The sequence below is a fragment of the Silvania hatchlandensis genome (assembly GCF_025564065.1).
In the GTDB taxonomy this organism is placed as follows: Bacteria; Pseudomonadota; Gammaproteobacteria; order Enterobacterales; family Enterobacteriaceae; genus Enterobacter; species Enterobacter hatchlandensis.
The window spans coordinates 101,089-120,114 of the sequence record NZ_JAMGZK010000040.1; the positions used below are offsets into that span (position 1 = coordinate 101,089).

The following is a 19,026-nucleotide window of genomic DNA, read 5'->3' on the forward strand; positions in this document are numbered from 1 at the left end:
GCGGCGTGCTGATCAGTTTGCATACACAAATCTTATTCTGTATGATTCGCCGCCTTTGATGCGCTTTTTGTCGCGTCAGAGTACATACTATTAACATCGCGTGGTGTCTGGCGTTAGGGCTGGAAGAGCGACGCGGCCTTAACTGAGGTTCTCCCCATGAAAAAAGATATTCATCCTAAATACGAAGAAATTACTGCAAACTGCTCTTGCGGTAACGTGATCACCATCCGCTCTACCGCGGGTCACGATCTGAACCTGGACGTGTGCGGCAAATGCCACCCGTTCTACACTGGTAAGCAGCGTGACGTTGCAACCGGTGGCCGTGTTGACCGCTTCAACAAGCGTTTCAGCATCCCGGGCGCTAAATAAGCTACCCGAAAAAAAGGCGCCGAAAGGCGCTTTTTTTGTTTCTGCACACTCTTCCCCAATGATAATTACCGATCTCCGTATTAAATATATTCACGCCAGTTATATCTCCTCCAAAGGTGAGGTCTGTCTTTATATTCTTTAACTCTCTGCCAGCATGCAGGCGCAAATGGCAAAAAACAAAAGGTTTCCCTCGCTGCGTAAAACTACACTGCGCGCGTCATACATTTTAATTCGTATTGCGTAAGTGGTTTTTTTACAGGGCAGCATCTTTCTTATTCAGGGAACTTTTTATAATGAAAAAATTTTTATTACTGCTTCCATTAGTATCCTGCATGGCGCAGGCCGGTTACGTTGATTACCGTCATGAGTATTATGACGATGGGCGTAACTATGACCGTGTCTATATGTCACACCGCTTTGCCACCGGCTTTGGCGTCGCCGTCGAGGCCGTGTCGCGCTCTGATAACAGCCAGTCCAATGATGCGCTGAATAATATGGAGAGTAACAGCAACGAATACACGGCAAGCTATCAATTTAGCTGGCAGAATTTTATCTGGCAGCCGGGTGTCGCCATTGAAATGGGCGACGATATGGCGATCTATAAACCGTATCTGCGGGTGCAATATAATATCGATGATCGCTGGTGGGCAGCCTTCCGTTATCGCACGGAATATACTCGCCGCAACGCGGACGGGAAAGATGACCGTATGGTCTATCGCCCGGAAGCCTGGATCGGATATAACGTTAATGACTGGATGTTTGAGCTTAACGGTATTTATAAGTTTGCCGACAGCGAGAACCTGTATAACAATAAAAAAGAAGATTATGAATATAACGGTAGGGTGGCGTATAAATTCGGTTCATGGGTGCCGTTCGTTGAGGTGGGTAACGTCTCTTCGGGCTATAACACGGCCACCTCTTCAGATCGTCAGACGCGTTATCGCGTCGGTTTAGGCTACAACTTCTAAGGGTCTATCCCGCTGAGTAATCCCAGCGGGACTGAACGGTGAAGGCGACACATTTTTGCCTTCGCCGTCTTAGTATTCCCACGTATCCGGGTCGATACCCAGCTCACGCATGATCACCTTCGCTGCTTCCGGAATTTCATCACTGCGCTCTTTGCGCAGGTCTTCATCGTTTGGCAACGGTTGACCGGTAAACGCGTGCAGGAACGCTTCGCACAACAGCTCGCTGTTGGTGGCGTGACGCAGGTTATTCACCTGACGACGCGTGCGTTCATCGGTGAGGATCTTTAACACCTTCAGAGGAATGGAAACCGTAATTTTTTTTACTTGTTCACTCTTCTTACCGTGCTCAGCGTATGGGCTGATATATTCGCCGCTCCATTCAGCCATGAGATACCTTAATCCTCTTTGTCATTAATATGAGGCCGCCACCGCAGCGCTTCGCAGGGTTTCGGGCCATAATCGGGCGTAGTTTACCGTAGAGACGCGGCCGTGACACGGATATTGCCTCTGAGGTCTGCGCTAAAGCATATAATTTTAACGGCTATTTACGCATTGCTCAATCTATACGCAAAGAAGTTTAGATGTCCAGATGTATTGACGTCCATATAATCAGTGTTTACATTGGTGCCTGACTTTTCATCCATTAAGCCAGGAAGCCTTCACCATGACGCGTAAACAGGCCACCATCGCAGTGCGTAGCGGATTGAATGATGACGAACAGTACGGCTGCGTCGTCCCACCGATCCACCTCTCCAGTACCTATAACTTCACCGGATTTAATGAACCGCGTGCGCATGACTATTCGCGCCGTGGCAACCCTACCCGTGACGTCACCCAGCGGGCGCTGGCGGAACTGGAAGGTGGCGCAGGCGCGGTGATGACCAATACCGGGATGTCGGCCATCCACCTGGTGACCACCGTTTACCTGAAACCCGGCGATCTGCTGGTAGCTCCGCACGACTGTTACGGCGGCAGCTACCGCCTGTTTGATAGCCTGGCGAAGCGCGGTTGCTATCGCGTGCTGTTTGTCGATCAGGGTGATGAACAGGCGCTGAAACAGGCGTTGGCCGAAAAGCCAAAGTTGGTGTTAGTCGAAAGCCCAAGCAATCCATTGTTACGCGTCGTGGATATTGCGAAAATTTGTCAGCTCGCAAGGGATGCGGGAGCGATTAGTGTGGTGGATAATACCTTCCTCAGTCCGGCGCTTCAGAACCCGCTGGCGCTGGGTGCGGATCTGGTGTTGCATTCATGCACCAAATATTTGAACGGCCATTCCGACGTCGTTGCGGGCGTGGTGATTGCTAAAGATCCGGACGTTGTCACCGAACTGGCATGGTGGGCGAATAATATCGGCGTCACCGGTAGCGCATTTGACAGCTATCTGCTGTTGCGTGGACTGCGTACGCTGTCGCCGCGTATGGAAGTGGCGCAGCGTAATGCCCAGGCGATTGTTGATTTCCTGAAGACCCAGCCGCTGGTGAAGAAGCTCTACCACCCGTCGCTGCCGGATAATCAGGGACATGAAATTGCGGCCCGTCAACAAAAGGGTTTTGGTGCAATGTTAAGTTTTGAACTGGATGGCGATGAGCAAACGCTGCGTCGCTTCCTCAGCGGGTTGTCACTGTTTACGCTGGCGGAATCCTTAGGTGGGGTTGAAAGCTTGATTTCCCACGCCGCCACCATGACGCACGCAGGCATGGCGCCAGAAGCGCGTGCCGCCGCCGGGATCTCTGAGACGCTGCTGCGTATCTCAACCGGTATAGAAGATTGTGAAGATTTAATTGCCGATCTGGAAAATGCCTTCCAGGTCGCAACCAAGGGGTAATCATGAGTGTGATAGCGCAGGCAGGGGCGAAGGGTCGCCAACTGCACAAGTTTGGTGGTAGTAGTCTTGCTGATGTGAAGTGTTACCTGCGGGTCGCGGGGATCATGGCAGAGTATTCGATGCCGGGAGACATGATGGTTGTCTCTGCGGCGGGCAGCACCACCAACCAGTTGATTAGCTGGCTGAAGTTAAGCCAGACCGATCGTCTCTCTGCGCATCAGGTTCAACAAGCGTTACGCCGCTATCAGAGTGAATTGATCGCCGGTTTACTGCCTGCCAACGTTGCAGATGGCCTGATCAGTACTTTTATTCAGGATCTGGAGCGCCTGGCCGGTTTGCTCGACAGCGGCGTCACCGATGCCGTGTATGCCGAAGTGGTGGGCCACGGTGAAGTGTGGTCTGCGCGCCTGATGGCCGCAGTACTGCAACAGCAAGGTCTGGAAGCCGCATGGCTGGATGCGCGTGATTTCCTGCGCGCCGAACGCGGTGCCCAGCCGCAGGTCGACGAAGGGCTGTCTTATCCGCTGCTGCAACAGCTGCTGGTGCAGCATCCGAATAAACGCATTGTGGTCACCGGCTTTATCAGCCGCAGCAACGCGGGTGAAACCGTGCTGCTGGGGCGTAACGGCTCTGACTACTCCGCCACGCAAATCGGCGCCCTTGCGGGCGTGTCGCGCGTCACCATCTGGAGTGATGTCGCCGGTGTGTACAGTGCCGATCCGCGCAAAGTCAAAGATGCCTGCCTGCTGCCGCTGCTGCGACTCGATGAGGCCAGCGAGCTGGCACGTCTGGCGGCGCCAGTCCTGCACGCCCGTACCCTGCAGCCGGTTTCCGGCAGCGACATCGACCTGCAGCTGCGCTGCAGCTACACGCCGGATAAAGGCTCAACCCGCATTGAACGCGTGCTGGCCTCCGGGACCGGGGCGCGTATCGTCACCAGCCATGACGATATCTGCCTGATCGAATTCCTGGTTCCTTCCGGGCAGGATTTCAAACTGGCGCATAAAGAGATCGATCTGGTGCTCAAGCGTGCCCAGGTTCGCCCGCTGGCGGTGGGGGTGCATCCCGATCGTCAGTTGCTGCAGTTCTGCTACACCGCAGAAGTGGCCGATGGCGCACTCAAAATTCTGGATGAAGCGGGCCTGCCGGGCGAGCTTCGTCTGCGTCAGGGGCTGGCGCTGATCGCGATGGTCGGCGCGGGCGTCACCCGTAACCCGCTGCACTGCCACCGTTTCTGGCAGCAGCTGAAAGGCCAGCCGGTTGAATTTACCTGGCAGTCGGAAGAGGGCATCAGCCTGGTGGCAGTGATGCGTACCGGGCCAACCGAAAGCCTGATTCAGGGGCTGCATCAGTCGCTGTTCCGCGCAGAAAAACGTATCGGTCTGGTGCTGTTTGGCAAAGGGAATATCGGTTCTCGCTGGCTGGAACTGTTCGCCCGCGAGCAAACTACCCTCTCGGCGCGTACCGGATTTGAATTTGTGCTGGCGGGCGTCGTCGACAGCCGCCGCAGCCTGCTGAATTACGAAGGGCTGGACGCCAGCCGTGCGCTGGCCTTCTTTAACGATGAAGCCGTTGAGCAGGACGAAGAGTCGCTGTTCCTGTGGATGCGTGCCCATCCGTACGATGACCTGGTGGTACTGGACGTGACCGCCAGCGAGCAACTGGCTGCCCAGTATCTGGATTTTGCCAGTCACGGTTTCCACGTGATCAGCGCCAATAAGCTGGCAGGTGCCAGCAATACCAATAACTACCGTCAGATCCACGATGCCTTTGAAAAAACCGGTCGTCACTGGCTGTATAACGCTACTGTCGGGGCCGGTTTGCCGGTTAACCATACCGTGCGCGATCTGATCGAAAGCGGCGACAGCATTCTGGCGATCAGCGGCATTTTCTCCGGTACTCTTTCGTGGTTGTTCCTGCAGTTTGATGGCACCGTGCCGTTCACTGACCTGGTGGATCAGGCGTGGCAGCAAGGGCTGACCGAGCCTGACCCGCGCGTTGACCTCTCCGGTAAAGACGTGATGCGTAAGCTGGTGATCGTGGCCCGTGAAGCGGGTTACGACATTGAGCCGGGCCAGGTACGCGTGGAATCCCTGGTGCCTGCCGGTTGCGAAGAGGGGTCTGTCGATCACTTCTTCGAAAATGGCGACGAGCTAAACGATCAGATGGTTCAGCGGCTGGAAGCCGCGCGTGAAATGGGCCTGGTGCTGCGCTATGTGGCGCGTTTCGATGCCAACGGCAAGGCGCGCGTCGGCGTAGAAGCCGTACGTCCGGAACACCCGCTGGCGGCGCTGCTGCCGTGCGATAACGTCTTCGCCATTGAAAGCCGCTGGTATCGCGACAACCCGCTGGTGATCCGGGGTCCGGGTGCGGGCCGGGATGTCACCGCCGGGGCCATTCAGTCCGACATCAACCGTCTGGCGCAACTGCTGTAATACCCCTCACCCTAACCCTCTCCCCAAAGGGGAGAGGGAATAGTCGTCCCCATCCTGAACTATTTTCATCTTCCCTGAGCATTCCTCACCGTCAATGATGATATTTTCAGTTGACGCCAGTCCGCTTTTCCGTCATTTTTACATCTGGACGTCTAAACGTATAGAAGTTCGAAACATAACAAACAACGACACGCGATTGATGAGGTAAGGTATGAGCTTTTTTCACGCCAACCAGCGGGAAGCCCTGAATCAGAGCCTGGCTGAAGTAAACGGCCAGATTAACGTCTCTTTTGAATTTTTCCCGCCGCGCACCAGTGAAATGGAGCAGACCCTGTGGTCCTCTATCGATCGCCTGAGCAGCCTGAAACCTAAATTTGTCTCGGTGACCTACGGCGCCAACTCCGGTGAGCGCGACCGTACGCACAGCATCATTAAAGGCATTAAGGATCGCACCGGGCTGGAAGCCGCACCGCACCTGACCTGCATCGATGCCACCCGTGATGAGCTGCGAACCATCGCCCAGGATTACTGGAACAACGGCATCCGCCACATTGTTGCCCTGCGTGGCGATCTGCCGCCAGGCAGCGGTAAGCCAGATATGTACGCCACCGACCTGGTGACGCTGCTGAAAGAGGTGGGCGACTTTGACATCTCCGTGGCGGCTTATCCGGAAGTGCATCCGGAAGCGAAAAGCGCCCAGGCGGATCTGCTCAACCTGAAGCGCAAAGTAGATGCCGGCGCAAACCGTGCCATCACCCAGTTCTTTTTTGATGTCGAAAGCTACCTGCGTTTTCGCGACCGCTGCGTCTCGGCAGGCATCGACGTCGAAATTATTCCGGGCATTCTGCCGGTCTCTAACTTCAAGCAGGCGAAAAAATTCGCTGACATGACCAACGTGCGTATCCCGCTGTGGATGTCCAAAATGTACGAAGGGCTGGACGATGATGCCGAAACCCGCAAGCTGGTGGGCGCCAATATCGCGATGGACATGGTGAAAATTTTAAGCCGTGAAGGGGTAAAAGATTTCCACTTTTATACTCTCAACCGCGCCGAAATGAGCTACGCGATCTGCCACACGTTGGGGGTTCGCCCGGGTCTGTAATGGTAAAGCCCTCATTTTGTTGAGGGCTTTTATGTTACAGCCGAATATCAAAGGTATTAACTATCAAATCTGTGGATTGTTTCAATTATCTCTTGTCCCCGGTGGTGTATATCCTAACGATAAAACCATAACGGGAGCAGAGCGATGAGCATGTCCGACGAGAACCAGAATGCAGGTAAATGCCCTTTCCATCAGGGCAGTTTTGATAAGAGTGCCGGTGCCGGAACCAACAGCCGGGACTGGTGGCCTAAGCAACTTCGTATCGACCTTCTCAATCAGCATTCCGAACGTTCCAACCCACTAGGTAATGATTTCGATTACCGCAAAGAATTCAGCAAACTCGATTACTCCGCACTGAAAGGCGATCTCAAAGCCCTGTTAACCGATTCACAGCCGTGGTGGCCTGCGGACTGGGGCAGCTATGCCGGTCTGTTCATTCGTATGGCGTGGCATGGAGCAGGCACTTATCGCTCAGTCGACGGTCGCGGCGGCGCGGGCCGCGGCCAGCAGCGCTTCTCACCGCTCAATTCCTGGCCGGACAACGTCAGCCTCGATAAGGCGCGTCGCCTGCTATGGCCGATCAAGCAAAAGTATGGCCAGAAAATCTCCTGGGCCGACCTGTATATTCTTGCCGGTAACGTGGCGCTGGAAAATTCCGGCTTCCGCACCTTTGGCTTTGGTGCCGGGCGCGAGGATGTGTGGGAACCGGATCTGGACGTTAACTGGGGGGATGAAAAAGCCTGGCTGACCCATCGTGACCCGGAAGCGCTGGCGAAAAATCCTTTATCCGCAACCGAGATGGGACTTATCTACGTTAACCCGGAAGGGCCAAATGCCAGCGGCGAACCGCTGTCGGCGGCGGCGGCGATCCGCGCCACCTTTGGCAACATGGGCATGAACGATGAAGAGACCGTGGCGCTGATTGCGGGCGGCCATACGCTGGGTAAAACGCACGGTGCCGGGGAAGCTACCCATGTGGGTGTCGATCCGGAAGCCGGCTTAATCGAGGCGCAGGGCCTGGGCTGGGCCAGCACCCACGGTAGCGGTATTGGTGCCGACGCGATCACCTCCGGGCTGGAAGTCATCTGGTCCCAGACGCCGACCCAGTGGAGCAACTACTTCTTCGAAAACCTGTATAAATACGAGTGGGTGCAAACCCGCAGTCCGGCAGGGGCGATCCAGTTTGAAGCGGCCGATGCACCAGAAATCATGCCCGATCCGTTTGACCCGTCGAAAAAGCGCAAACCGACAATGCTGGTTACCGACCTGACGCTGCGCTTTGACCCGGAGTTCGACAAAATTTCCCGTCGCTTCCTTAACGATCCGCAGGCCTTTAACGAAGCCTTTGCCCGGGCCTGGTTCAAACTGACCCACCGGGATATGGGGCCGATCTCCCGTTACTTCGGACCGGAAGTGCCAAAAGAAGAGCTGATTTGGCAGGATCCGCTGCCGCATCCGTTCTTCCAGCCGTCGGCAGCAGATATTGAAAGCCTGAAGGTGGACATTGCCGCATCCGGACTGTCAGTCAGCGAGTTGGTGTCGGTGGCCTGGGCGTCGGCATCGACGTTCCGCGGTGGCGATAAGCGGGGCGGCGCGAACGGTGCGCGCCTGGCGCTGGCACCGCAGCGCAGCTGGGATGTGAATGCCGTGGCCGCGCGCGTTCTGCCGGTGCTGGAAAACATTTATAAATCGGCGCACAAAGCGTCGCTGGCCGACATCATCGTGCTGGCGGGCGTCGTGGGCGTCGAAAAGGCGGCGAAAGCGGCGGGTGTGAGCATCAGCGTGCCATTTACCCCGGGACGCGTTGACGCGCGTCAGGATCAAACCGACGTTGAGATGTTTGCCTTTATCGAACCAATTGCGGATGGTTTCCGTAACTACCGCGCCGCGATTGATGTGTCGACCACCGAATCGTTGCTGATCGACAAAGCCCAGCAGCTGACCCTGACTGCCCCAGAGATGACGGTGCTGACCGGTGGCTTACGTGTTCTGGGCGCTAACTTTGATGGCGGCAAGAGTGGCGTCTTTACCGATCGCGTGGGCGTACTCAGCACTGACTTCTTCGTCAATTTGCTGGACATGGGGAATCAGTGGAAAGCCACCGATGACTCGGCAGAGCTGTTTGAGGGCCGGGATCGCGTCAGCGGCGAAGTGAAATTCATGGCGAGTCGCGCTGACCTGGTCTTCGGTTCTCACTCTGTTCTGCGCGCCCTGGCAGAAGTGTATGCCAGCAGCGATGCCAGCGAGAAGTTTGTGAAGGACTTTGTGGCGGCGTGGACCAAGGTCATGAACCTCGATCGGTTCGACCTGCAGTAAAAATGAGCATCCCCGCCTCGGCGGGGATTTTTTTGGGTTATGTGCAGGCGGATACGCGCAGCGCGGCATCCGGCGGTTTGACTATTCCCACTCCTGCAAAAAGCGCTGACCATACCGATCGGCAACCAACAGCGCCGCGTAGACCTGATCCGGTGTCGCACCACCCGGCATATTGTGGATGGTTTCGCCTTCGGCACAGGAGGCTTGTGCGACGATCTGCATTTTGGCCGGAATATCCGTTTTGATATCCAGCTGCGCCAGGGTGATCGGCAGACCCACGCTGTGACACAGCGCGGCCACGGTTTCGATCTCTTCTACCGACGCATTCTCCAGTACCAGCTGAGTCAGGGTGCCGAAGGCCACTTTCTCGCCGTGGTAGTAAGGGTGTGCATCCGCAATGGCGGTCAATCCGTTGTGGATCGCATGCGCCGCCGCCAGTCCGCCGCTTTCAAAGCCGACGCCGCTAAGATAGGTGTTGGCTTCAATCACTCGCTCAAGGGCAGGCGTCACGACGTGCTGTTCCGCAGCCAGCATCGCCTTTTCACCCTCTTCGACCAGCGTGTTGTAGCACAGCTCGGCCAGCGCCAGTGCGGCCTGGGTGCATTTCCCGCCCGCCATGGTCGTGGCCCCGCTGCGCGAGCAGGCGCGGGCTTCAAACCACGTCGCCAGCGCATCGCCAATCCCTGCTGCCAGCAGGCGTGCCGGGGCACCGGCGACCACTTTGGTATCGACAATGACCATGTTTGGGTTGCACGGCAGCATCAGATAGCGATCAAATTCGCCGCTGTCGGTATAGATAACGGACAGGGCGCTGCACGGCGCATCGGTTGAGGCGATAGTGGGCGCGATGGCGACCGGCACATCCATAAAATGCGCCAGCGCTTTGGCCGTATCCAGCGTTTTACCGCCGCCGATGCCGAGGATGGCCTGACAGTCGGCATCTTTGGCCAGCTTGCGCAGCCGGTCAATCTCGTTTTGCGAACACTCCCCGCCAAAGGGGGCAATTTCAACCTGCAGTTCGGCCTGCTTAAAGCTCTGGCGCAGGGTCTCTTCGGCAAAACCGAGCACAAACTTATCGCCGACCACCAGCCAGCGTGCCGCCAGCGGCTGCAGATAATCGCCGAGACGGGTAAGCACATCTGCGCCCTGAATGTATTTACCGGGCGATTGAATAATACGGTCCATAACATGTCTCCCTTAGAGGTTGAGGTTACCAAACGCGTTTTTCCAGTCCTGCTCGAACTTCTCTATGGCTGACTCTACCGCGGGTGTATTGAGCATTTGTTGCGCGATATCTAAAGGAAGCGTGATAGCTTCACATCCGGCGAGCAGGCAGTCCAGCGCCTGACGCGGGGTTTTGAAGCTGGCGGCCAGCACCATGCTCTCCGGCGCGTGCAGCGCCAACAGGCTTTGCAGCTCCTGTACCGTGCGGATCCCGTCTCCGCCCTGGGCATCCACCCGGTTAACGTACGGTGCGACATACTTCGCCCCTGCCAGCGCCGCCAGCAAACCTTGTGTCGCGCTGTACACCGCCGTGCCGAGTGTAGTAATGCCCTCTTTTTTCAGCGCTTTAATGGCGGCAAGGCCTTGTGCGGTCACCGGGATTTTAACCACGATACCGGGGAGGGCGTTGCTCAGACGTTTGGCTTCAGTAACCATGCCCTCTGCATCGCGGCTCAGGGTCTGGGCGAACAGAATGCCGTCCGGGCCGATGGCCTGCTGCAGGCGTGGCAGTACTTCCCAGAGGGATTCGCGGCTGGCGGCAACTATGCTCGGATTGGTGGTCACACCGGCGATGGGAAATATTTTTGCCAGGCGTTCTACTTCCGCCACGTTGGCGGTATCCAGATACAGTTCCATTATTATTCCTTAAGTCAGCATGTCTGAATTAAGGATACGGCGGGCTTGCCAGACGGAGATAGAGGTCAAATTTGTCAAATACTGGACAAATGTAAGGTCCTCAATAAAGTGCGAAGGGGATCACAGTGCTAGTTTTTAGCCGTTAACTGGCTGTGATACTGGCGGCGATATTCCGACGGAGAGCGTTCCGTGTTTTTCCGAAACAGTCGGCAGAAGTAGTTACTGTCAGCAAATCCGCAGGCGTGGGCCACATCTTTTACTTTCAAATCATAACCTTTCAGCAATGCCCTGGCATGCTCCAGCCGCGTGTGATTGAGGTATTCGTTAAAGCCGACAGCGCCGGTTTTCTGAAAAAGATGCGACAGGTAGTTGGGCGAGATATAAAAACCCTCCGCCACGGATTCCCGCGTCAGAGGTGTAGCGTAGTTATCGTCGATGTAGGAGCGAATGGCTTCGAAAAGTGCCTGACTTCGGGATGCGGTCTGGATCTGGCTGCCAAGTAAATCACAGCAATGGCTGAGCAGGCTGGCAATAACGCATCGCGCGGTCTGTTGCTCCTGAGGCTGCATTTGCAGTTCATTGAGCGTTTGTAGCAGGAAAGAGCCAATCCGCGGTCCGCGGCGTGCCACCTGCTGCTTTGCCAGCGTGTGATACGACGTGCCGTCCCACTGAACGAGGCTGAAGCCTAACTGCTGTTTGGCAAACAGAATGCTGCAGGTGGTGGCGGGCATGTTCATCTGTGGAGCATTCCAGCCGCCGGCGGGCACATAGAGAACATCGCCGGGCATGAGCGTATCGCTGACGGCGGCGTCAGTAAATTCCCCGTCCAGCATAATCTCCAGACGTGGAAAATCGACCCGACAGGCCAGTTCCGGCGCCGGGCTATTGTTGCTGGCGAAGTAAATCTGGCGCAACGGCAGAGTGCCATTAACAAGACGGGAGAGCAGGTGGCTGACGTCGTGATGCATGTTATTCCCTTGCCGGATGCAAACAGGGAAACATTAGCGTCGTTAGTGAAAAAAGGCCACCCTGAATCGGATGGCCCTGGGCGGTGATTATTGATTCCCGGTCTGCTCGCCGTACGGCAGACTATCGTAATCAATCAGCGCATTTTTCTTATATGGATTGCCAATCCAGCGCGTTACCGGGGTGAACTGCGGGCTGGTGACGGCGCGCGTAGGATCGAAGCCGTCATAGCTTAATCCCGCTAAGTCTGACCAGGTGTGGATCAGCTCAGAGCTACTGTACTTACGGTCTACGTCCTGGGTGAAGTCGCGTGGATGCGCGGCCTGCCACTTCTCAGACGTCCAGACCAGGAACGGGATGGTGTACATATGACGCGTAGGGTTGTCTTCATTACGGCCCTGGGTTTTATGCGGCGGCGTGTCGTACACCTCTTCACCGTGATCGGAGAAGTACAGCAGGAAGCCGTTCGGATCCGTCGCTTTATAATCCTTAATCAGGCTGGCCACCACATGGTCGTTATAACGGTTGGCGCTGTCGTAATCGTTATAAGACTCCTGTTCATCCTTGCTCAGGCCGGCCGGGTGGTTATCGGTCTTGCCGTCAAAGACGCCCTGGTTTTCAGGATAGCGGAATTTGTACTTAATGTGGGTCCCGAGCAGATGCACGATGATGAACTTCTTCTCTGCCGGATCGGCCATCACCTCTTTAAACGGCGCCAGTACGTTGGTGTCATATTCGCGAGCACTCTGGGTGCGCTGCTGGTTCATATAGAATTGCTTGTCAGTCTGCTTTGAGAAGACCGTCAGCATGGTGTTACGGGCCGTCATCGTCTGCTGGTTGGTGATCCAGAAGGTCTTATATCCGGCTTGCTTCATCATGTTCATCAGCGACGGTTTCGTCAGATACAGGTCCGGGTTCTTCTCGTTGGCAAAAGTCAGCGCTTGCTGCAGGATCTCAATGGTGTACGGGCGAGAGGTCACCACGTTATTGAAGACCGTCAGCTTCGGGTCGTTTTTATGCAGCGCGTCCAGCTCCGGCGTGGTTTCACGCGGATAACCGTACAGGCTCATACGCCCGCGCTGGGTGGATTCGCCGATCACCAGCACCAGCGTGCGTGGCGCATCACCCGAGCTGTCTTTGAAATTCGCCAGCGGTGGCAGGGCATCGTTCTCATTGAGCAGGTTTTTCAGGGACGTCAGCTGCTGACGATACTGATAATACCCAGAGATAAACTGCCACGGGGCCGCAGGCTCCATGCGGGACGCCAGGCCATTAATCGCCTTTTCGAGCGGTTTCTGGTGGATGACGGTGTTCATCACAATCGGGTGCAGAACCAGGCCGTACAGCAGCGCAAACGACACCAGCCAGCGCCACGGTGAAGGGATATACACCGGGCGCAGGCGTGTCCACAGGAAAATAGCCACCGCCGTATAGACCAGCGCAACGAGGATAATCTTCAGGCTGAAGTACTGGCTAAGATATTCACTGGCTTCGTTCGCATTGGATTCAAACATCACGAACAACACGCTCTGCGAAAACTCCTGCCCGTAAATGACGAAGTAGCTCAACGCCGCCAGCGACGCCGCCCACAGCACCACGCCAATGATTGCCGCAATGATGCGTGTACGGTTCGGGAACAGCAGGACCGGGATAAGCCAGAGCGAGCTGAACAGCAGCGAGTCGCGCAAGCCGTTGGTTCCGCTATAGCCGCTGACGCAAATAGTGACCTGGAGTAAAGAGGAGAAAAACCAAAAAAAGAGGAGCGCCCATCCCAGGGCTTTCCAGCTAAACGCGGGTTTAGTCTGAAGTAGTGAGAATTGCATAGTCGTAGCCTGTCATAAAATATTGTCGCCAAACGTAGCGACAAAACCTTAAGGGATCCTTAAGCGAAACGGGATAAGCCGTTTATTTTGCTTAAAAATAATCCGTTTAAGGGAATTAAATCGAGGCGGGAATATATTGAATTTAAACCATTTATTACAGGAATATTTTAGATGCCCCTCGTACAAACGTATGAGGGGCATCCCGGTAATGATTAGCCGGTGTTACGCATGCCTGCCGCAACGCCCGCAATGGTCACCATCAGCGCTTGTTCAACGCGTGGATCCGGCTCCTGGCCTTCCTCTTCCGCTTTGCGCGAACGGTGCAGCAGCTCAGCCTGCAGGACGTTCAGCGGATCGGTGTAGATGTTACGCAGCTGGATAGACTCGGCAATCCACGGCAGATCGGCCATCAGATGGGAGTCGTTGGCGATATCCAGTACTACCTTGATGTCACCTTCCAGCAGCTCACGCAGCTCGGTACCCAACGCCCACAGCTCTGGTTTCACCAGGCGCTGATCGTAATATTCCGCCAGCCACAGGTCGACTTTCGAGAACACCATCTCCAGCATTCCCAGACGGGTGGAGAAGAACGGCCAGTCGCGACACATGGTTTCCAGTTCGTTCTGCTTCCCGTCGTCCACGACTTTTTGCAGTGCGGCACCGGCACCCAGCCAGGCCGGGAGCATCAGGCGGTTTTGCGTCCAGGCGAAGATCCACGGAATGGCGCGCAGAGACTCTACGCCGCCGGTCGGACGACGTTTTGCCGGACGCGAGCCGAGCGGCAGTTTGCCCAGCTCCTGCTCTGGCGTGGCCGAGCGGAAGTAAGGCACGAAATCTTTGTTTTCGCGTACATAGCCACGGTACAAGTCGCAGGAGATATCCGACAGCTCGTCCATGATGTGGCGCCAGGCGTCTTTTGGCTCCGGCGGCGGCAGCAGGTTTGCTTCCAGAATCGCGCTGGTGTAGAGCGACAGGCTGCTGATGGTCACTTCCGGCAGACCGTACTTGAAGCGGATCATCTCGCCCTGCTCGGTGACGCGCAGGCCGCCTTTCAGGCTACCCGGCGGCTGGGAGAGCAGTGCCGCGTGGGCTGGCGCGCCGCCGCGACCGATAGAGCCGCCGCGACCGTGGAACAGGGTCAGTTCAATACCCGCTTTTTCGCAGGTTTTGATCAGCGCGTCCTGCGCCTGGTACTGCGCCCAGGAGGCAGCCATCACGCCTGCATCTTTCGCGGAGTCAGAATAGCCAATCATGACCATCTGTTTGCCCTGAATAAAGCCGCGATACCAGTCGATGTTCAGCAGCTGGGTCATCACGTCGTTGGCGTTATTCAGGTCGTCGAGAGTTTCGAACAGCGGCGCAACCGGCAGGGCGAAGGTGATCCCTGCTTCTTTCAGCAGCAGATGAACCGCCAGCACGTCGGACGGCGTTTTCGCCATTGAGATCACGTAGGCCGCCACCGATCCTTTCGGCGCATCGACGATCGCTTTGCAGGTGTTGAGCACTTCGCGAGTTTCTTCGCTCGGTTCCCAGCTGCGCGGCAGGAGTGGACGTTTGGAATTCAGTTCGCGGATCAGGAAGGCCTGTTTGTCGGCTTCTGACCAGCTTTCGTAGTCACCAATGCCAAGGTAGCGGGTCAGTTCACCCAGCGCTTCGGTGTGGCGGGTGCTTTCCTGGCGCACGTCGATGCGCACCAGCGGCACGCCGAAACACTTCACGCGGCGCAGGGTATCGAGCAGCTCGCCGTTAGCGATAATGCCCATGCCGCATGCCTGCAGCGACTGGTAACAGGCGTACAGCGGATCCCACAGCTGCTCGTTCTGGCTCAACAGGCCTGCCGGCTTCGGCAGACGCTGGCCTTTCAGACGGGCTTCCAGCCACGCCTGGGTTGCCAGCAGCTGGCCGCGCAGGTTTTTCAGCAGGAAGCGGTACGGTTCGGTAGCACCGGCTTCACCCACCAGCTCAAGCAGTTCTGGAGTGGCGTCAACCATCGACAGCTCAGAAATCAAAATCTGAATGTCTTTCAGGAACAGGTCAGTCGCTTTCCAGCGGCTTAGCAACAGAACGTGGCGCGTGATGTCGGCAGTGACGTTCGGGTTACCGTCGCGGTCGCCGCCCATCCAGGAGGTGAAACGCACCGGCACAAAATCGACCGGCAGGCGATAGCCGAGGTTCTCTTCCAGCTGTTCGTTCAGCTCGCGCAGGTAGTTAGGTACTCCTTCCCACAGGCTGTTTTCCACCACCGCAAAGCCCCATTTGGCTTCATCAACCGGGCTTGGGCGATGCTTGCGGATTTCGTCGGTGTGCCATGACTGGGCAATCAGCTGGCGCAGACGGCGCATAAGCTGGTTACGTTCGTAGTCAGCAATCTCTTTGTTATCGAGCTGCTTCAGACAGTTGTTCACTTCACCCATTTTGTGGATCAGGGTGCGGCGGGTAATTTCGGTCGGGTGGGCGGTAAGCACCAGCTCCAGTGACAGGGACTCCACCGCTTTTTTAATGGTGGCTTCGTTAAGATCGGGCTGGTCTTTCAGTTTTCTGAGCGTCTGGGCAATCACTTCCGGGTTGCTGGCACCTTCACCTTTTGGCGAAATGCTGTGGTACTGCTCGGCGGTATTCGCAAGATTCAGAAACTGGCTAAAGGCACGGGCAACCGGCAGCAGCTCGTCGTTAGAGAGATTCTGCAAGGTGGTGAGCAGCTCCTGACGATTGGCTTCGTTACCGGCACGGGAAGATTTGGACAGCTTACGGATTGTTTCAACGCGATCGAGAATGTTCTCTCCCAACGCATCCTTAATGGTATCTCCCAGCACTTTGCCGAGCATACTGACATTACTACGCAACGCGGAATATTGTTCGTTCATAAAAACCCAATCACCCCATCATTTTTGTTTATGCCCAGTCGGAAATCTTTTGGACATTATTTTGTCATCTCCCTTTATAAAGCCACGTAAAACCCCCGTCGTCAATTGCTGCGAAAACGGTTCAGCAAACGAATAAATGCGGGCAATTTACGAAATTTAATTCACTTCGCGTCAGATAAGAGATGCTTATGGGAATGTGATGGGGATCGCGAGATTTTCCTCCTCTCCGCAGAGAGGAGGAAACACGTTAGTGCCAGCAGAAGTGATGTACAACCTGGGTAATTAACTCGCGCGTCGGCTTAATAAAGCGCGTTTCCAGGTATTCATCCGGCTGGTGGGCCTGATTGATGGAGCCCGGGCCCAGCACCAGCGTCGGGCATAGAGTCTGAATAAACGGCGCTTCGGTGCAGTAGTTCACCACGTCGGTTTTTTCGCCGAGCAGTTTTTCCACCACTTCCACCAGCTGGTGGTCCGGCGGGCACTCGTAACCAGGGATCGGTGGATGCAGATCGGACACCGTCAGGCGGCCCGGCCAGCGTTCGCTGACCGGTGCGAGCGCTTCGGTCAGTAAGCCATTCAGGTCGCTCAGCGTCATGCCCGGCAGCGGACGGATGTCCATGTGCAGTTCGCAGCAGGCACAGATGCGGTTCGAGGCATCGCCGCCGTGCAGGCTCCCGAGGTTTAACGTCGGGTAGGGGACGGTGAACGAATCGTGGTGATAACGTTCTTTCAGCGTGTCGCGCAGCTGCATGATGTGGCCGATGGCATCGTGCATCAGCTCAATGGCGTTCACGCCGCGGGCCGGATCGCTGGAGTGGCCGGACTGACCCAGCACGCGTACTGCCGTCGAGATATGACCTTTATGCGCCCGAATCGGCTGCAGCGAGGTCGGCTCGCCAATGATCGCGCAGTCCGGACGAATCGCGGTGTTTTCAGAGAAGTAGCGCGCGCCGGCCATGCTGGTCTCTTCGTCGGCAGTGGCCAGAATATAGAGCGGCTTTTTCAGCGTTGTCACGTCGACGTCACGCAGCGCGTCGAGGATAAAGGCGAAGAAGCCTTTCATGTCGGCGGTGCCCAGCCCGTACAGCTTGTTGTCATGTTCGGTCAGGGTAAACGGATCGCGGGTCCAGCGGCCATCGTCGAAGGGTACGGTATCGGTATGCCCGGCTAACAGCAGGCCGCCTGCACCCTCTCCGGTACTGGCGAGCAGGTTAAATTTATTACGGGTTCCAGGAACAGGTTGAACCTCCACCTTAAAGCCGAGATCGCTGAACCAACCTGCCAGCAGATTGATTAAAGTCTCATTACTCTGATCCAGCGCTTCTTCCGTTGCACTGATCGACGGCGTGGCAATCAGGGCGCGGTAAATCTCGATAAATGGCGGTAAATTCATTTTCATTGTTGACATACCTTAGGTCGTGATAGTATCAATATTCATGCAATAAATGTGAATAAAAATACATTAACGTTGAGCATAAAGGAACCCGATGTTGAATACGCTGATTGTAGGCGCTAGCGGTTATGCGGGCGCAGAGCTTGTAAGCTACGTGAATCGCCATCCACATATGACCATAACCGCTTTGACTGTCTCAGCGCAAAGCAATGATGCAGGAAAGTTAATTTCCGATTTACATCCGCAACTTAAAGGTGTTGTGGATCTGCCATTGCAGCCAATGTCGGATATCAGCGAGTTTGCCGACGGCGTGGACGTGGTCTTTTTAGCCACCGCTCACGAGGTCAGCCATGACCTGGCGCCGCAGTTCCTGGCGGCCGGTTGCGTGGTGTTCGATCTCTCCGGTGCGTTCCGCGTGAACGATGCCGCTTTCTACGAAAAATACTATGGCTTCACGCATCAGCACCCGGATCTGCTTGAAAACGCAGTCTATGGTCTGGCGGAGTGGAGCGCAGACCGGCTGAAAGAGGCGAATCTGGTTGCCGTTCCGGGCTGTTACCCAACGGCAGCACAGCTCTCCCTTAAGCCGTTGATCGACGCGGGCCTGCTGGATCTGAATCAGTGGCCCGTGATCAACGCCACCAGCGGCGTGAGCGGGGCAGGGCGCAAGGCGGCTATCGGCAACAGCTTCTGCGAAGTCAGCCTGCAGCCGTATGGCGTGTTCAATCATCGTCATCACCCGGAAATCACCACTCATCTGGGCGCAGAGGTCATTTTTACCCCGCATCTGGGCAGCTTCCCGCGTGGGATCCTCGAAACCATCACCTGCCGCCTGAAGCCAGGCGTGACCAAAGACCAGGTAACTGACGCGTTTACCCAGGCCTATGCCGACAAACCGCTGGTACGCCTGTACGACAAAGGCCTTCCGGCGCTGAAAAACGTGGTCGGTCTGCCGTTCTGTGATATCGGCTTTGCCGTTCAGGGTGAACACCTGATCGTGGTGGCGGCAGAAGATAACTTATTAAAAGGCGCTGCCGCACAGGCCATGCAGTGCGCAAATATTCGTTTTGGCTACGCTGAAACGCAGTCTCTTATTTAAGGTGTG

The 19,026-nt window shown here is 56.0% G+C and carries 14 protein-coding genes; 7 read left to right on the top strand and 7 right to left on the bottom strand.

Features of this window, described 5'->3' with window-relative positions; translation table 11 throughout:
• Positions 1-156: 156 nt before the first annotated feature.
• Both rpmE and M8014_RS05035 read left to right on the top strand, forming a co-directional pair.
• Entirely contained in the window at positions 157-369 is a 213-nt protein-coding gene (gene rpmE / locus M8014_RS05030) for a 50S ribosomal protein L31 (RefSeq protein ID WP_271266271.1), read from the top strand.
• 293 nt (positions 370-662) lie between these two features.
• Positions 663-1,337 carry an oligogalacturonate-specific porin KdgM family protein gene (locus M8014_RS05035; RefSeq protein WP_271281449.1) on the top strand — a complete coding sequence of 225 codons (675 nt, stop codon included), beginning with the start codon at positions 663-665 and terminating at the stop codon, positions 1,335-1,337.
• Between the two features lie 69 nt (positions 1,338-1,406).
• Here M8014_RS05035 and metJ read toward each other — a convergent pair whose 3' ends face one another.
• Positions 1,407-1,724, bottom strand: coding sequence for a met regulon transcriptional regulator MetJ (metJ, locus tag M8014_RS05040; RefSeq protein WP_015960995.1), 318 nt, complete (start codon positions 1,722-1,724; stop codon positions 1,407-1,409).
• 277 nt (positions 1,725-2,001) lie between these two features.
• On the opposite strand from metJ, the gene metB reads away from it, so the two are divergent.
• The 4 genes from metB (at position 2,002) to katG (ending at position 9,015) form a co-directional block, all read left to right on the top strand.
• Complete coding sequence (gene metB / locus M8014_RS05045) at positions 2,002-3,162, top strand: cystathionine gamma-synthase (protein WP_271281450.1); 1,161 nt, start codon at positions 2,002-2,004, stop codon at positions 3,160-3,162.
• Between the two features lie 2 nt (positions 3,163-3,164).
• The gene (locus M8014_RS05050; protein ID WP_271281451.1) at positions 3,165-5,597 is read left to right on the top strand and encodes a bifunctional aspartate kinase/homoserine dehydrogenase II; all 2,433 of its coding nucleotides are present in this window, start codon (positions 3,165-3,167) and stop codon (positions 5,595-5,597) included.
• A 211-nt stretch (positions 5,598-5,808) separates the two neighbouring features.
• Positions 5,809-6,699, top strand: coding sequence for a methylenetetrahydrofolate reductase (metF, locus tag M8014_RS05055; RefSeq protein ID WP_271281452.1), 891 nt, complete (start codon positions 5,809-5,811; stop codon positions 6,697-6,699).
• Between the two features lie 144 nt (positions 6,700-6,843).
• On the top strand, positions 6,844-9,015 hold the full coding sequence (gene katG / locus M8014_RS05060; RefSeq protein WP_271281453.1) for a catalase/peroxidase HPI: 2,172 nt from the start codon (positions 6,844-6,846) through the stop codon (positions 9,013-9,015).
• Positions 9,016-9,096: 81 nt separating this feature from the next.
• On the opposite strand, the gene gldA is transcribed toward katG, so the two are convergent.
• The 6 genes from gldA to argE all read right to left on the bottom strand — a co-directional run bounded on the left by gldA (position 9,097) and on the right by argE (position 17,927).
• Positions 9,097-10,200: a bifunctional L-1,2-propanediol dehydrogenase/glycerol dehydrogenase gene (gldA, locus tag M8014_RS05065; protein ID WP_271281454.1), complete on the bottom strand. Its 1,104-nt coding sequence runs from the start codon at positions 10,198-10,200 to the stop codon at positions 9,097-9,099.
• Positions 10,201-10,212: 12 nt separating this feature from the next.
• Positions 10,213-10,875 (bottom strand): fructose-6-phosphate aldolase, encoded by a 663-nt coding sequence (gene fsa, locus M8014_RS05070; protein ID WP_271281455.1) that lies wholly within the window; start codon positions 10,873-10,875, stop codon positions 10,213-10,215.
• Between the two features lie 128 nt (positions 10,876-11,003).
• A complete protein-coding gene (locus M8014_RS05075) occupies positions 11,004-11,843 on the bottom strand; it encodes a helix-turn-helix transcriptional regulator (protein WP_271281456.1) in 840 nt (279 codons plus the stop codon).
• Between the two features lie 87 nt (positions 11,844-11,930).
• Complete coding sequence (locus M8014_RS05080) at positions 11,931-13,664, bottom strand: phosphoethanolamine transferase CptA (RefSeq protein ID WP_271281457.1); 1,734 nt, start codon at positions 13,662-13,664, stop codon at positions 11,931-11,933.
• 212 nt (positions 13,665-13,876) lie between these two features.
• Entirely contained in the window at positions 13,877-16,528 is a 2,652-nt protein-coding gene (gene ppc / locus M8014_RS05085; RefSeq protein ID WP_271281458.1) for a phosphoenolpyruvate carboxylase, read from the bottom strand.
• A 247-nt stretch (positions 16,529-16,775) separates the two neighbouring features.
• Positions 16,776-17,927, bottom strand: coding sequence for an acetylornithine deacetylase (gene argE / locus M8014_RS05090; protein WP_271281459.1), 1,152 nt, complete (start codon positions 17,925-17,927; stop codon positions 16,776-16,778).
• 88 nt (positions 17,928-18,015) lie between these two features.
• On the opposite strand from argE, the gene argC reads away from it, so the two are divergent.
• Positions 18,016-19,020: an N-acetyl-gamma-glutamyl-phosphate reductase gene (gene argC / locus M8014_RS05095; RefSeq protein ID WP_271281460.1), complete on the top strand. Its 1,005-nt coding sequence runs from the start codon at positions 18,016-18,018 to the stop codon at positions 19,018-19,020.
• The last annotated feature ends 6 nt before the right edge of the window (positions 19,021-19,026 follow it).

Excerpts from the sequence above, each read along its gene's own strand:
- fsa (WP_271281455.1), bottom strand. The coding sequence starts at position 10,875 with ATGGAACTGTATCTGGATACCGCCAACGTGGCGGAAGTAGAACGCCTG.
- M8014_RS05035 (WP_271281449.1), top strand. The coding sequence starts at position 663 with ATGAAAAAATTTTTATTACTGCTTCCATTAGTATCCTGCATGGCGCAG.
- metB (WP_271281450.1), top strand. The coding sequence starts at position 2,002 with ATGACGCGTAAACAGGCCACCATCGCAGTGCGTAGCGGATTGAATGAT.
- rpmE (WP_271266271.1), top strand. The coding sequence starts at position 157 with ATGAAAAAAGATATTCATCCTAAATACGAAGAAATTACTGCAAACTGC.
- argC (WP_271281460.1), top strand. The coding sequence starts at position 18,016 with ATGTTGAATACGCTGATTGTAGGCGCTAGCGGTTATGCGGGCGCAGAG.
- M8014_RS05080 (WP_271281457.1), bottom strand. The coding sequence starts at position 13,664 with ATGCAATTCTCACTACTTCAGACTAAACCCGCGTTTAGCTGGAAAGCC.
- katG (WP_271281453.1), top strand. The coding sequence starts at position 6,844 with ATGAGCATGTCCGACGAGAACCAGAATGCAGGTAAATGCCCTTTCCAT.
- argE (WP_271281459.1), bottom strand. The coding sequence starts at position 17,927 with ATGAAAATGAATTTACCGCCATTTATCGAGATTTACCGCGCCCTGATT.
- ppc (WP_271281458.1), bottom strand. The coding sequence starts at position 16,528 with ATGAACGAACAATATTCCGCGTTGCGTAGTAATGTCAGTATGCTCGGC.
- M8014_RS05075 (WP_271281456.1), bottom strand. The coding sequence starts at position 11,843 with ATGCATCACGACGTCAGCCACCTGCTCTCCCGTCTTGTTAATGGCACT.
- metJ (WP_015960995.1), bottom strand. The coding sequence starts at position 1,724 with ATGGCTGAATGGAGCGGCGAATATATCAGCCCATACGCTGAGCACGGT.
- gldA (WP_271281454.1), bottom strand. The coding sequence starts at position 10,200 with ATGGACCGTATTATTCAATCGCCCGGTAAATACATTCAGGGCGCAGAT.
- metF (WP_271281452.1), top strand. The coding sequence starts at position 5,809 with ATGAGCTTTTTTCACGCCAACCAGCGGGAAGCCCTGAATCAGAGCCTG.
- M8014_RS05050 (WP_271281451.1), top strand. The coding sequence starts at position 3,165 with ATGAGTGTGATAGCGCAGGCAGGGGCGAAGGGTCGCCAACTGCACAAG.